Source organism: Kitasatospora sp. NPDC097691, assembly GCF_040302665.1.
GTDB lineage: Bacteria > Actinomycetota > Actinomycetes > Streptomycetales > Streptomycetaceae > Kitasatospora.
This window is the reverse complement of the sequence record NZ_JBEORY010000101.1, coordinates 1-14,247: the sequence shown is the minus strand read 5'-3', so window position 1 is coordinate 14,247 and position 14,247 is coordinate 1. Positions and strand designations below refer to the sequence as shown.

The 14,247-nt window shown below is 71.5% G+C and carries 8 protein-coding genes; 6 read left to right on the top strand and 2 right to left on the bottom strand.

Annotation, left to right across the window (positions count from 1 at the left end):
- Nucleotides 1-419: 419 nt before the first annotated feature.
- Nucleotides 420-974, top strand: a complete 555-nt coding sequence (locus tag ABTY56_RS37940; RefSeq protein ID WP_350634254.1) for a hypothetical protein — start codon at nucleotides 420-422, stop codon at nucleotides 972-974.
- Nucleotides 975-1,634: 660 nt separating this feature from the next.
- Here ABTY56_RS37940 and ABTY56_RS37935 read toward each other — a convergent pair.
- Together ABTY56_RS37935 and ABTY56_RS37930 are read right to left on the bottom strand one after the other, a co-directional pair.
- Nucleotides 1,635-1,799 (bottom strand): hypothetical protein, encoded by a 165-nt coding sequence (locus ABTY56_RS37935; protein WP_350634253.1) that lies wholly within the window; start codon nucleotides 1,797-1,799, stop codon nucleotides 1,635-1,637.
- 1,524 nt (nucleotides 1,800-3,323) lie between these two features.
- Nucleotides 3,324-4,181: an alpha/beta fold hydrolase gene (locus ABTY56_RS37930; RefSeq protein WP_350634252.1), complete on the bottom strand. Its 858-nt coding sequence runs from the start codon at nucleotides 4,179-4,181 to the stop codon at nucleotides 3,324-3,326.
- 115 nt (nucleotides 4,182-4,296) lie between these two features.
- Between ABTY56_RS37930 and ABTY56_RS37925 the strand changes: the two genes are divergently transcribed.
- From ABTY56_RS37925 to ABTY56_RS37905, 5 genes are all read left to right on the top strand, one after another.
- A complete protein-coding gene (locus tag ABTY56_RS37925) occupies nucleotides 4,297-4,761 on the top strand; it encodes a MarR family transcriptional regulator (RefSeq protein WP_350634251.1) in 465 nt (154 codons plus the stop codon).
- Nucleotides 4,762-5,911: 1,150 nt separating this feature from the next.
- Nucleotides 5,912-7,480: an IS4 family transposase gene (locus ABTY56_RS37920; protein WP_350634250.1), complete on the top strand. Its 1,569-nt coding sequence runs from the start codon at nucleotides 5,912-5,914 to the stop codon at nucleotides 7,478-7,480.
- Between the two features lie 284 nt (nucleotides 7,481-7,764).
- The gene (locus ABTY56_RS37915; protein ID WP_350634255.1) at nucleotides 7,765-9,129 is read left to right on the top strand and encodes an AAA family ATPase; all 1,365 of its coding nucleotides are present in this window, start codon (nucleotides 7,765-7,767) and stop codon (nucleotides 9,127-9,129) included.
- Nucleotides 9,130-9,242: 113 nt separating this feature from the next.
- Entirely contained in the window at nucleotides 9,243-11,000 is a 1,758-nt protein-coding gene (locus ABTY56_RS37910) for a TnsB C-terminal domain-containing protein (protein ID WP_350634249.1), read from the top strand.
- On the top strand, nucleotides 10,997-11,764 hold the full coding sequence (locus ABTY56_RS37905) for an AAA family ATPase (RefSeq protein WP_350634248.1): 768 nt from the start codon (nucleotides 10,997-10,999) through the stop codon (nucleotides 11,762-11,764). The genes ABTY56_RS37910 and ABTY56_RS37905 overlap by 4 nt, the downstream gene beginning before the upstream one ends.
- Nucleotides 11,765-14,247 lie beyond the last annotated feature (2,483 nt).

Genomic DNA, 14,247 nt, shown 5'->3' with positions numbered 1-14,247 from the left:
CCTACGACTACATGAACTCCCGCTACGGCAGCCCGAACGCCGCCTGGGCGTTCTGGCAGACCCACCACTGGTACTAAAGCCGGCACCGTCGGTCTCCCCCCGTGCCCCGGGGGCGGACAGGTGCCACCGGGGTGACCCGTGAGGGCCCGGCCCCGCGCATATCGCGCGGAGCCGGGCCCTCACGCCGTTCCCCGTACCCGCCGTCTGCCCGGCGCTGTTGAATCTTCTGCAATTGCCACTCAATAGTGCAGTCGCTAGCGTTGTTTCTGTACGAAGCCTCTTCTTGACGGAGAGTGAGGAATTCCTGCGCGAAGCCGGGTATTCCCCGCGATCCACCATGCACAATTGGAGGACTTCCGATGAAGATTCCTCGCCCTTGGCGCTCTCTCACGGTGCCCGCAGCGGCCGTTGTGGCACTGGTGGGTCTCCAGACCACGGGAGCGGCCGTCGCGCAGAGCGCCACACTCGAAGCCGCACCGGGCGTGGTCGCCCAAGCCCCCACCCAGACACCCGAGGAGGCCTGCGCCGAAGCCAACGCCGGCAGCTGGACGGTCATCGTGAACTGCTTCCACGGGGAGGTGGGCGTCGCCCGCGCGTGGCTCGCCCAGATCTGCACCCAGCTCCCCGCCAGGCTCCCCGGCGTCGCGGACCTCTGCCGGATCCAGATCACCGGCACCCGGATCCACACCGAAGGGCCCCTGGTGTTCCTCACCGTCGAGTTCCGCGACCTGCCCGACCATGCCAGGGGGTTCTCGTTCGTCGGAATCAAGGGTTCCCACTGGGCCTTCGAGAAGCACCCGTTCGACAGCCCGTCCTTCGGTCGCGTGCACCTGACCAACACCGGCGGGTCGATCGACTACCCGTTCAACCAGAGCTGCGGCACGGCCCACCCCACCGAATCCGACGTGCAATTCTGGATCAACGACTTCCAGGGAATCAACCAGGCAACCACCAGCGCCCACCTGAAGTGCTGAGCGCAATCACCCCGGGACGTACGTGACAGCGCCTCCGGGCGAGGCCCCGTACCGGCACCGGAAGCCGACCACCGCCGACGGCCGCCGCCCGACCCGCAAAAACGGACGAGGCCCGGCCCCTGTACAGGTGCCGGACCTCGCCCGACCATGGAGCGCCAGGCCCGGGTCGCACGGACTCTTCCTACTGAAAGTAGGACGTGCTCTGGTAGCACCACTGACGCCTGACGAGAGATCATCTCCCTCGCGACAAGAAGAATATTAGCAGGTCAGGACCCCACACCCCGACGCCCCCACCACGCTCCCGTCCAGCCCGGTCCTGAAGCCGATCCGGCCGTCCGGGGCCCGCCAGGCGCCGATGGACTTCGCGGCCTGCGCCCGGGACCGGAGGGAGCCGCGGCCGAGGCGGCTGCGGACGGCTTGTCGCGCTGCCGGTGCTGTCTGTGGCGAACCGGGTGGGGGTCGTGATGGTGTGCCAGACGTTCAAGCCTGCTCGGATGTGTCCTGGACGAGTGCCTCGACGTCGATGTCCTGGTCGGACAGCCTCCACTCGGTGGCCCGCGCTGACGGACAGACAGAACCAGCGGACGATAGGACAGCTCGTAGGCGGTCTCGAATGGCATCGTGGCCGTGGCATTGCACTCCGTGCAGCAGCTCTCTCGGTCACTGTGCGCCGTCGGCGGGCTTGTCGTCCTGGGCCCGCGCGCCGGCCTGAGCCTTGGCCAGTTCGACACGGGCGCGCAGCAGCAGGCTCCGGGCGAGGGTGTCGGCGACCTTCAGCACCGCGGGCGCGGTGCCGAGCAGTATCAGGGTCACGGGGTCCGTCATGGCGGCGTACCTTTCCGGCGTGTCCCGCCATCGGCGGATCCCGGTCGGGACGCCTTGGCGGCCACCGGTTGGTGGCGAGTACGAGCCGCGCCCCGGCGTTTACCGCCCGATCTAAGATTTTTCGAGAGCCAGGCCCTTGGCTACGGGCGTCGCGTGGGATCTGGCCCGGTCGGTCCTCAGGGCCCTGGAAGAGGCGCTGGGCCTGCTGCCGGTCGGCAACCTCTTGTGGCAAGCCTTCGATGGAACGGCGGCCCGCCCGCGAACAGGGCTGCGTCGCCTCCGACTTGGGCCGGGTTGCTGCTGCCGGCCCCGTCCAATCGGGAGCTGATGGCCGCACCTCCCACCCCGGATGGCCCGTGGTCGGAGGTGCGGGCGTGCCGGGCGATGCTCTGCCCGGCGAAGGGCCGCGGGTGTGGTGGCTGCAGCCGGGTGTTCCAGACGTTCCGGAGCGACATGTTCTTACCGGTCTGGACCGGTGCGCGGTGCTGCGGGGTGGCCGGGGGCCGTGTCCGCGCCCCCCTTTCGGTCACGTTCCGTGTCCGTTGTGCCCATGCCATGGCCCGGGGCTGGGCCTTTCAGGCATGGTGGTTTCGGGGTTGTGTCACCGGGGGTTTTCCGGCTGTCCTCGGCGCTCGCTTGACCCGCCCGCGCCCGCGCCCGCCCGGCTCGCTCTCGGCGCCCCGCGCGGGGCTGCTCCTTCCGTCGTCCGGTGTCCGGTCCGGCCCGCCGGTTCGCTCGCTGCGCAATGCCTGCTCCGGCCTGCCGTTGCCAGCTTCGCCTCCGTGCGGGTGCCGTGCTGCTCTGATCGCCCGTCCGCTCGGCGGTGGGCCTTGGTGGTCCACCGTGAGGTCCGCCCGCGTCTTCCTCGGCGGACCGAGGGGCCGCTGTTCGGTCTGCCGGCCGCGGGTGGCTACTGCCGCTCGTGTTGCTCCGTATGCCGCGTCCTGGTCCGTCTCCGGCCGGCTGCCGGGGCCGGACCCCGGCTATGAGGGGGTGGGCTGGACGGGTGGTTGTGCCGTTCCCCCGGGAGACTTACGGCAAGGTGGTCCGCAGGTGGGCGTGGGGTCGCGCAAGCCGGTGCCAGGCGGCGACAGCTCTCTGCACAGTGTGCAGAGAGCCCGGCTCTGACGGGCCGGAGTCGGCTGCCCGGGCCGTCCCTCCGGTCCTGCCCCGGCCTCCCGGAGTCGTCCCGCCCCATCCCGCCTTGGGTCGTCCTGGGCATCCATGGCGGTGCCGCAGGCTCGCCCCCGGAGACGGGGCCGCCCTGGCCGCCGTCGCCCCGCTGCGCTCGGCCTTTCTCTTCACGTCCGCCTGGTGGCGGCCGCCGTCGGGCGCAACGCCAGGCTGCGCTGTGTCGCTGTGTTCCGGGGGTTGTTGCGGTTGGGAGGGTGTCTGGCCTGGCCCTGGCCCTGGCTCGGCTCTGGTTTGGTCTTGGCTGGGTTTTGGCTGGGGTGTGGGTGGTTTGGGAGTCGGTGCGGGGTTTGGTTTTCCGCTTCCCGGGTTTTTGTGGCTCACCGGACCGTGTCATCGTCCGAGGATGGTCTTGAGTGTCTGTGCGGTGGCGTGTGGGTGTGTGGTGTTTCCGTTGTGGCCGCCGGGGAAGGCGGCGGGCTTTGTGTGCAGGAGTTTGGCGAGTGCGTGTGCGCAGCGGTGGGTGTGGACGGTCGGCCGGGTGTCCTCGCCGGTGGCGGGGATGATCCGGGCTGCGCCGGTGGCTGTTGCGGCTGTTGTGATCTCGGCCGGGGTGAGGTCGTCGGTGGTGACGGCGGGGAACTCCGTGCCGATGAAGAATCCGAAGTTGGCGAGCCGGCGGGGTGTGAGGGGCTGGGGGGTGAGGTTGTTCTCGGTCCGGTCGTGTGCCGGGTCGATCCCGAGGTGTCGGGTGATCGCGGGGAGGGCGGCTGTGGTGCCCCCGTCGAGGTAGGCGGTGCGGATGGCCGTCAGTTCCGCGATGTGTTCGGCCCGGCCGTCTGGGGGCAGCAGGTTGGGCATGACGGGTTCGTGGGCGATGAGTGTGTCCAGTGTGCCCGGGTGCCGGGCGGCGACGTGCAGGCCGATCGCGGCGCCCATGCTGAACCCGGCCATCAGTGCCGGTTCGTGGGTCACTTCGGCGAGCAGTCGCACGACGTCGTCGGCGTGGTGGGCCATGGTCATTGGGGCGGCGGGGTTGTCGAGGATGCTGCGTGACAGGCCGCGGCGGTCGTAGGTGACGACGGTGAAGGTGTCGGCGAGGTGCGGGACGAGGTCGACGGTTCGGTCCGCGTCGCCTTCGCCGCTCTGCGAGAGCAGCAGTGTCGGGCCGGTGCCTTGGACCTGGTAGTGGAGTGTGGCGCCGGGGACGGCGAGTGTGCGGACGGTGGCTGCGGTCCGGCTGGTGGCCATGCTGGTTTCCCCCTTTGGTCGGTTGCCGGCGGTGTCGGCGCCCGGCACCACGACAGTAAAGAATCGAAGCAGATATATCAAGATAGATGCATCTGTTTCGATGTACTCTTGGGGCATGAACGGAGTCGAGCTGTTCCTCCTGGGCCGCACCCTGATGAAGATCGGCGAACAGGCCATGCCACAGCCACAGACACAGACGGCGGCCGGCGGCTCGGTCCGCTCGGTCCTGGTCACCCTCGACGACGTCCTGGCACACCCCGGCACGACCATCGGGGAGATCGCCACCCGCACCGGCCTGCCCCAGAGTCAGGTCTCCACCGCCGTCGCCCGCCTGGCCGAGGCAGGCTCGGTCGACACCGAACCCGACCCCGCCGACCGCCGCCGCCGACTCGTCCGCGCCACCACCCGCCCCTCCGCCCGGGTCAAGGACGTACGCTCCACAACCATCGACGACGCCCTCACCGCAGCCCTCACCACCCCCGACGGCACCGCCCCGAACGAACCGCTGCTGCACGAGGTGTCCGCCGCCCTCGACACCCTGGCCCGCCACCTCACCCCCACCACCGCCCGCCCCCGCTGACCCCCCGCCCACCCGACACCGCAGACGACCACCCAACACGCCCCACCCCCGCCGGAGTCCGGCAAGCATCACGTGACAAACCACGACCGCCACCAAACCACCCGGTCTTGCCGGTGTCCGTCCTGCGTGCGGTGGGCCGCACGGCAGGGCGTCCAGTCAGTCGTGCGGCGGGACGCCCGGTGGGTGCTCGCCGGTCCCGTCCGGTTCGGCGTCCGGCGCACGTCAGGGCCCGTTCCGGGCGGCCGGCAAACGCCGACAACCCCTTCCCTTGTCCCTATGTCTTGGGTGGTGGGGTGGTTCGGTTCGGGGTTCGCGCCTGCGACGGGCCGGGGTTGTCCTGCGCGTCCGGCGTAACCGTCCGCGCCTGTCGTTGGACGTCGAGATGTCAGTGGCTTTGGACATCGGGTGGCACGGTGTTGGACATCCACGTCACTCGGTGTGGGGCGCGCCGGGTTCCTCGATTGAGAGCGTCTCGGTGTTGACGGCCAGGTTGAGGCTGTAGAGGACGTCGTCGGTCAGGGCGAGGGTGAGGTTGCCTGGCTGGGTGATGAGTCCGGCGTTGATGAGGCCGCTGATCGCGTGGTCCTGGGATGGGTTGGTGTGGTCGGTGTCGCCGGTGTGCCAGATGGTCAGGAGGGTTTCGGCTTCGGTGGGGGCGAGGGGGTCGCGTTGGTAGCGGGTGGGTTGGGTGTCGTCGTTGTCGTGGGGTGCGATCAGTTGGGTTTGCTGGCTTGTGACGAGCAGGTCCAGGCGTGGTGTGGTGCCGAGGTAGCCGCCCGGTTCGCCTCATAGGGCTACGGCGCCGCCGATGGCGCGGTGTGCGAGGGCGTGGGCGGTGGCGTCGTCGACCCGTTTGACGGGCCAGCTGAGGACGCGGGCGATGTCTTCGGGGAGCATGGGCCGGTCGGCGAGGGTGAGGGCGTTGACGAGCCGGAGGGCGTCGCGGGCGAGGCCGGGGGCTTCTTGCCCGGGGGCTTTTTGGCCAAGGCCATGAAGTTACGGGTCGAGGTGGGCACGTACATGGGGCCTGATCTGCGTGAACGTCTGACGCAAGAAGCGGAGCCCCGGTAGAACGACGTCTGCCAAGACGAGCCGTTCAACTTTGGGAGCTCCGCTGTCCAGCCAGTGTGTCATCACCCGCGATATCTCGGTGGCCGAAGGCATCTACGCGCCGGGCCATCTGGGAGAGTTGACCCAGATTGTGCCCTTCGACATGGTCGACGTGGTGCTCGCCGAGTGCGGAGCCGTACAGGAGCGGCTGCGGAAGCTGCCCGCCCGGGTCGTCGTGTATCTGCTGCTGACGGCCGCGCTGTTCGAGGAGTGCGGCTACCCGGCGGTGTGGCCCAAACTCACCGGCGGCTTGGGTGGCCTGCCGATACCGAAGATCACCGCGACCGCGTTGTGGCATGCCCGGTGCCGCCTCGGAGCACGCCCGCTGCACGCCCTGTTCGACCCGCTGCGAGGGCCGGCGAGCGCGATTCGCACCACCGGAGCCCGCTGGGCCGGGCTGCTGGTCGTGGCCATCGACGGCACCTACCTCGACGTCCCCGACGCCCCGGCCACCCACGCCCACCTGGGCAAGGGATCGAACCGGTTCAACACCGCCGGCTACCCGCAGATCTGCTTGACTGCCCTGGTCTCCTGCGGCACCCGCGCCGTCCTGGACGCCGCCTTCGGACCGCGCACCACAGGCGAGACCACCTACGGCCGGCGTCTGCTGCGATCACTGGGGCCCGGGATGATCGTGCTGCTGGACCGCGGCTTCGCCTCCAACAACTTCCTCGAACACACCGCCGCCACCGGTGCCGACTTCCTGGCCCGCCTCACCGCCACACGCAAGCCGCCCGTCCTGCGGCGCTTCGCGGACGGCTCGTTCCTGTCCTGCATCGGCGCGCTGGAGGTCCGCATCGTCGAGTGCGAGATCACGATCGCCACCACGGCCGGCCGGCACACCGGCGTCTACCGCCTGGCGACCACCCTGCTCGACCACCGCACCCACCCCGCGCTCGAGCTGGTCAGGCTCTACCACGAACGCTGGGAGGTCGAGTCCGCCTACTTCGCAATCAAGAAAACCATGTTGGGACGCCGGGTCCTGCGGGCCCGCACCATGCCCGGCATCGCGCAGGAGGTCCACGCACTCCTGACCGCCTACCAGGCCATTCGGATCGCCATCGCCGACGCCACCACGGCCACCGCCGGCGCCGACCCGGACCGCGCCGGCTTCTCGATCGCCCTCCAGGCTGCCCGCGACCAGGTTGTCCTGGCCGCGAACGTCATCGCCGGCACCGTCATCGATCTGGTCGGTGCGATCGGACGAGCGGTCCTGGACCACCTCATGCCCGCCCGCCGCCTGCGTGTCAGTCCCGCGCCGTCAAGCGACCCCTGTCCCGATACGCCTACAAGAGCCTCCGCGTCGACCGACGCACCCACAAGGCCACCATCAGCATCGACATCCTCTCGACAACACCGATCAGCCCCTAACTTCACGGCCTTGGCTCAAAAGGGCCATCGCCGAGGGTCGACAGGCGCAGGCTTAGTGCAAGTCGCAGGAGGCCGTGCAACCGGACCGGCCGGGCGGGGCGTCGTTCGCGGTCGCCCCCCAGAGCATCAGGCCGAGCACGATCACCGCCAGCACCACGGCCATCACCGTTCCCGGTACGTCGCGTCCGCCGTTCGGTCCGTCGGCCACCGTGACCACCTCCCCGCCGTCCTTCCATGAGAGGGGCTGTGGGGGTGTGCGGTCAAGGGGCGGTCAGGCGGAGAGCCGGCGCTCAGTGTGAGTGGGTGGGGTGGTGTCAGCGGGTTGGGCGGCAACGGGCTTCCAAGGGGCAGGGGACTGCTGGGCTGGGGCTTCTGCTTGATGGTCTCGCTGGTTGTTGCTGTCATGAGGTGACCAACCTGCTGCCATGATCCGCGAGTTGGGCCTATCACACGTGGTGGTGGCTGACACGGGGTTGCTCATTCCTGTGCATGTGGCCGTGGCGGGGGAGTGGGCTGGTGTTCATGACCGCCGATGCCTTGCCTGCGCAGACCGATTCCCCGTCGAAGATTTTTCCGGTATCCGTGGCCGATGTGGTGCCGTCGGTGTCCCGGTCGCGGGAGCGGGCGTTGACGCGTCAGGTGGTGGTGAGGCGTCTGCTCGACGTGGACGCGACGGGGAAGTTGTCGTCGGTGCATGCGCGGATCGCTGCCGAGTCGGCCGGGGTGTCGGTGCGTACGGTGTGGAACTGGCTGGCTATCGCCCGGCGGTCGGGTCGTGTGGAACCGGTTGCGCGTCGTGGCGCTTTCACGGTCACGGACGAGTTCTGGGCCCGGCTTTCCGAGTTGGGCGGGAACGTGGCGGCACTGCACCGGGAGCTGACCGGACAGGCGGCGTGCGGGCCGGGGCAGCAGCCGGCGGGGCTGGCGCCGTCGTTGGGGACGTTGCACCGGGCGGTGCGCCGGGAACAGCAAGCCGGCCGTGTTCTGCAGGGAGTTCGGCCTGGGCGTGGCCGGGTGGAGTCGGCGGTGTACGACCGCGCGCTGGCGGAGCTGGCGTTGCCGGGCACGGTCGACGAGACCGGCCAGGCCCCGCGCTCCGCCGAACCCGCTCCTGCCACCACACCCGACGGTTCTGCTGGGGTCGTGCCGTTGGGGGTGCGGTTGTACGTTCCCGGCGCTCACGTGGTCGCAACACGCCAGCTGGGCGGGGTGACGGAGGCCATCGGGCACACGGTCGCTGCGCGGGGGATCGCCTGCGTGTACGGGGATGCGGGGCAGGGCAAGACGGTCGCGGTCCACCGGGCCCTTGGCGTGCTGCCGCGCCGTGTGCCTGTCCGCGTGGCGCAGGTGGCGGTGAAGCTGGCCCTGCCGCAGCTGCGTGCCGCGCTGTTGACCGCGTTCGGTCTGCCGGCGACCGCGCTGACGAACCGGACGGATGCGGCCGACCGCGCGCTCATCGACGCCTTCAAGACTCCGGGCGTCCTGCTGGTCGACGATGTCCAGCGCATCGCCGCTCCCGAGCTCGACTATCTGCGCCTGCTGGCGGACGCCCCGACCACGCAGACGTCGCTGGTGCTGTGCGGGGCCGGCGCCGAGCGCACGCTGGCCCGGGCCCCGGCGCTGGCTTCGCGGGTGCTGACCTGGCAGCACGTTCCCCGCCTGGAGGCCTCCCAGGTCCCTCCTGTGCTGCGCCTGTTCCATCCGCTGTGGCACACCGCGGCCGACGCGGATCTGCTGCACGTGGACGAGACCTGCGCGCGGGGGAACTTCCGGACCTGGGCGAAGATCACCTCCCACGCCTACGCGGCGCTGGACCAGTGCCCCGGCAGCGGCGCCGATCGCGCCCTGCTGGACAGGGCGTGCTCCCGTCTCGGCCCCAACCCCTGACCCCGCCACCCCGGCCGCTGCGCCACTGCCCCCGCGTCGCCGTGCTGACCGTCACCGCGTCACCCCGTCGACCGTCACTGCGCCGCCTGCCGCCGCACGCGGAAAGGATCCTGGTGAACACTCCCGCCCCCGACGGCGCCGCCGCCGTCGCGGCGCCTGCGCGAGCCGAGGCCGAGCCCGCTCTGGACACCGTGTCGTTGAAGGCCCTGCGCGTTCCCGCGGTGCGCCGTCTGCTCGCCCTGCGTGCCGAGGGCGCTCTCACCCGTGCGCACGTCCACACCACGGCGCAGTGTCTGGAGGTCTCCGACCGGACGGTGTGGCGGTGGCTGGCCGACGCCGCCACCGCACCCTCCACGGCCGACGTCCCCGGGGCGCGCCGGGCCGACCGGTTCGAGATCATCCCCGAGGTCCGGGTGCTGCTGGCCTACTGGCGCGGCAACGCCTCCGCGGTCCACCGCGAACTCCTCGCCCGCGCCCACTCGGCCACCGGCGCCGTCACCGGAGCCGATAGCGCGTCCGACGGGGCCACCCCGCGGCCAGGCCCGCCCCGGCCGTCCGGGACGGCGATCCCTGGCGGCGCGCCACCTGCCGCCGTCCCCGTGCTGGATCCGGTGCCGTCGCTGGCGACGTTCCTGCGCGCGGTGCGCCGCGACCTGACCGCAGGGGAGCGGGCCGGGTACCGCAAGGGCCCCGAGGCGGCCCGCGCGTTCGATGTATTCGGCAAACGCCCCCCAACGTGGCGCAACCACGTCTGGGAGGGCGACCACGTCCAGGCCCCGCTGCGCGTGCTCGCGGACGGACAGCTGGTACGCCCCTACGTCACCTGGTTCATCGACTGCGCGACCAAAGCCATCACCGGCGTCGCGGTCACCCCAGGCACCCCCTCACGTGCCTCGATCCTGGCGGCACTGCGCTCCGCGGTGCTGCGCACCGGCCCCTACGGACCTGTCGGCGGCCGGCCGGAGAGCGTGCGGATCGACCGCGGCAAGGACTTCCTCTCCCGTACCGTCACCGCGGCCTTCGACGCGTTCGGAACGACCGTGGACGACCTGCCCGCCTACAGCCCCCACCTGAAGGGCAGTATCGAGAACCTGAACCGCAGCGCCACGCGGATGCTGTTCGCCGCCCTGCCCGGCTACCGCACCAAGCAGCCCCGCCGCCGCCCCGACCACCTCCCCACCGCCCCCGCCCTGTCCTTCGAGGACTTCACCGCCGAAGTCCTGGCCTACGTCACCTGGTGGAACACCCAGCATCACCCCGACGGCCTGCAGGGCCGCACCCCGATCGAGGCCTGGCAGCACGACCCCACACCGCTCACCGACATCCCGCCCGACCACCTGTGGTCGTTCACCCTCGAAAGCGACGCCCGCACCCGTGTCATCACCAGCCACGGCGTGCGCTTCCAGAACCGCGACTACCTCGCCGACTGGATGACCGGTCACGCCGGCCGCGAGGTCAGGGTCCGGTTCATGCCCCACCACACCCACGAGATCGAAATCTGCGACCCCGCCGGCCGCCGCCTGGGAACCGCACACCTCGCCGACCAGGCAACCCCCGAACAACTCGACGCGCTGCGCCGCGCCCGCACCCGGCGCGCACAGCGCCTGCGGGCCGAAGCGAAGGCCGCCGAGCACCTGCGCCACCAGCGCTTCGCCCCCGCCACCACCCCGACCGCACCACACCGCCTGCACGCCGCCACCGCCGCCGAGACGGCCCGGGAACTGTCCCGCCACCACGAGAACGACCTCGCCGCGCTGGCCCTGCCGGACCTGAGCCCGCCCGCCCCGCCACCAGCCGACTGGCCCACCCCCGCCACCGTGAGAACCGCCCCCCGGCCCACCCCGCCCACCGACCGCCAGGACACCCCGTGACCCGCCGCCTGCCACCCGCACCCACCGACCAGTACGTCACCCTGCCCCAGGCCCGCCTCGTGGCCACCCGCGCGCTGCTCACCGTGCGCGAGAACCTCGCCGACACCATCACCGCCCGCGCCATGATGTGCATCCACGGCGGCGCCGGCTTCGGCAAGACCGTCGCGGTGACCAGCTGCCTGCGCGAACTCGAACCCGGCGAAGAGATCCACCGCATCACCTTCCACGCCCGCCCCACCACCCGCGCCGTGCGCCACGAACTGTTCACCAGCCTCCAACTACCAGGCCAGCCCCCGCGCTACGCCAGCGAGTTCGACCACCTCCTCAAGACCGCACTCGCCGCCCATCCCCGCACCCTCGTCCTGGACGAGGCCCAATGGCTCTCCAGCGACCAGCTGGAATACATCCGCTACCTCTGGGACGACCCCTACACCCAGCTCGCCGTCGTCTTCGTGGGCGGAGAAGGCTGCTACCAGACCCTGCGCAAGGAACCGATGCTCTCCTCCAGGATCTTCATCTGGCAACGCCTCGCCCGCCTCACCCCCGAAGAGGTCCTGGACGTCATCCCGCTCTACCACCCCATCTGGGCCGACGCCGACCCCGGCGACATCGCCTTCGCCGACCAGCACGCGGCCCACGGCAACTTCCGCAACTGGGCCCGCCTGACCGCCCACACCCACACAGCCCTCCAGCGCACCGGCCGCACCCGCGTCGACCAGGAGGTGCTCCGATGGGCTTTCAGCCGCCTCGGCCCAACCGGCTGACCAGCAGGGCCCGCACCCCTAGCCGCTGCGCGGCTGGCGGAGACTGCCTGGAACGCTCGTGGGCGGCTCAGTGGTCCTGATGGCCGCCCAGGTCATCGTCCGTCGTGCCGCGTGCGGCCACTCGCACGGTCGCCGCTGGCGTTCGCCCCCATCCGTCCCTAGCCATCGCCACCACTCGCTGCGCCGCGCCACCGGCCTTCCGGTACGGCCGTCGTCGCCGGTCGTCGCGCTGCACCGTTGTTCATCCTTGACCTCCGTCCCGGCCTGCCGCCGCCCGTCCGCTGTGTCGCCTGGCCCGGCCGCTGAAACTGGCCGAGGAGGCCCTCCGGCAGGCGCATGCCGCGCTGCGCCCGTGTTGGTCGTCCCGGCTGGTACTGCCTGCTCCGACCAGGCGCGAGCTGGTGGCCTCGCTGGTCTCCACTCCGGACGATCCGTGGTGGGAGGACCGTGCTGCACGCGAAGCTCTGGCCGACGAGGGGCCTGCGTGTGTGACCTGGTGGTGGTTTGGGAGTGTTTTCGGCCCGCCACAGGCCCGCATGGGCTGCGTCGATGGCCCGGCGGGGCGTGCCGGGACGCCGGTCCGGTCGCGTGTGCCGTTCACGTTCCGTGTTCGTCGGGCCCGCGTCGACCCCGCTTGGGCCGGTCCGGACCCGGGGGAATGGGCGCGGGAACCCCGGAGTATTTTTCGGGAGCCGCCGCACCTCCGAGCAGATCGTGGCCGACCTGGTCGGCGGGGTGTTTTTCGCCTGCTGTTCCGGTGGTATTTCCGGTGCCGGGACGGGCTGTCCCGTTCGCCGCGGGCTGCGCTGCGGGCCCGGCCCACTCGGCGTCCTCGACGTCCTGGCCGCCGCCCTGTCCGTACCACCCCGCAGGGGTGTCCTCGCCGGACCGGCGCCGGCTGCGCCCGGCCCCGTCTGCCCGCCGTCCTGGCCGCTGCCCGCCGCCGGGCTGCGCCCCGGCGGCCCGCTGCCCGCCGTTGTCCTCACCCCCCGTCTGCCCGCCGCTGACCTCGGCGCGCCCCGCGGCCGCCCTGTCAGCCCTGTGGCCGTCCTGTCCGCGGGCTTGCCCGGGGCCGCAGGCCCCGCCCGGGTGCTGTCGCGTCCGCTGTCCCGCTCAGAGGCCTGTCGCGTCCGTTTCCCGGCCCGGATACCCCGGATCCCGCCCCTTGCCCCGGCCCGCGACAGCACGACAGCACCATCCCCACCCCCGGTCCGGCGCAGCCGGAGCCCCGTCCCGCCCTGCCCCGCCCCCCTGGCCCGGCGAAGCCGCGGCCCGCACCCCACTCCCAGGGCCGCCAGGCCCCACCCCACATCCGCTCCGCACCCCCGGGGGGGGCAGGCGACCCCGCCCACAGTGACGCCGCAGGCGCCACCCCTCACCACCCACCAAGGGGCCGCCAGGCCCCAACCCCCGTCAAAGGCCCGCCTCTTTCCCGGAATTTCCTGCCCGTCGCTGCGCGCGCCGCTGCGCCCTGCCCACGAGGTCTTGTCCCTGTGTTTTCTGGTGCTGTGGCGTCTGAGGATTCCTCACCGACTCGGTTTCGGTGATCGAACGGGAATAGCGGTGTTCGAGGTGGGAATTCCGGACCGGTGGAGGGGACGGACGCGGTGTCGTATCAGGGTGTTCCGTGGGTCCGGAAACCCGTCCTGTTTCGACAGTGCACGCGGCGAAGTTTTCCGACCGGCAGTCAACCGTCATTCGGTCCCAGTATTCGGCGCTCCGGCAAGGGTGTTTCCAACGGCGGTCCCGTGCGCCGACCGGGGGCCGCTGCGGTGACAGTCCCGGCGCGTTTTCCGGTGACAGTCCGGTGCGCTTCCAAGGGCCCGTGCTGCGCCGCTTCCGGGGCGTACCCGGACCGCAGCAGCACCCTCCCCCTGCGCCCGGGGGCGGCGCAGCGAGTTAGTGCAAAGTGGGCCCAGTCCGGGTCCACCGGGGGGTACCCGCCGCCCCGGAGCCCCCGGCGGCGACAGTCGCACCCCGCGCTGCGCCGGCACCGGCGCAGCGACGTCGCCGGGGCGCAGCCCCGACGCCCCGCCAGGGGCCCCCGCTCCGGGGGTTGGTGCTACCTCATGCAATTCACGCCATATCGTCAACGGATACCGCGAGGGATACCGCCCTCCCCGTCAGGGGAGGGCTTTCACCGGCAATTCGCGCCACATCGTCAACGACGCTCCCGGGCACGGCCCCGCCCCGCAGGGGCGGGGATGCAACCGTCATTCACGCCATATCGTCAACGGCCCCCATGGCGGGCCGTAGGCCCGTGCCAACCACCCCCACACTTGAGGCCCCGTCAGGGGCCGCTACGCGCCCCCGGATTCGCCGCAGGCGAATCGGCCCCAGGCACCCCGCCCGGCGCAGCCGGGCCCCGAGGCGCAGCCTCGGGCAACCACCCACGGTGACGCCGCCAGGTGCGGGGTGCCGCTCGGCGGTCAGGGCTTCTCCCCGCGCCGCACCTGCGGCTTGGGCAGTCGCAGACGGCGCAG

What these genes read in the sequence shown, in the direction of transcription:
- ABTY56_RS37935 (WP_350634253.1), bottom strand. Translation starts at nt 1,799, where the DNA reads ATGACGGACCCCGTGACCCTGATACTGCTCGGCACCGCGCCCGCGGTG.
- ABTY56_RS37930 (WP_350634252.1), bottom strand. Translation starts at nt 4,181, where the DNA reads ATGGCCACCAGCCGGACCGCAGCCACCGTCCGCACACTCGCCGTCCCC.
- ABTY56_RS37925 (WP_350634251.1), top strand. Translation starts at nt 4,297, where the DNA reads ATGAACGGAGTCGAGCTGTTCCTCCTGGGCCGCACCCTGATGAAGATC.
- ABTY56_RS37915 (WP_350634255.1), top strand. Translation starts at nt 7,765, where the DNA reads ATGACCGCCGATGCCTTGCCTGCGCAGACCGATTCCCCGTCGAAGATT.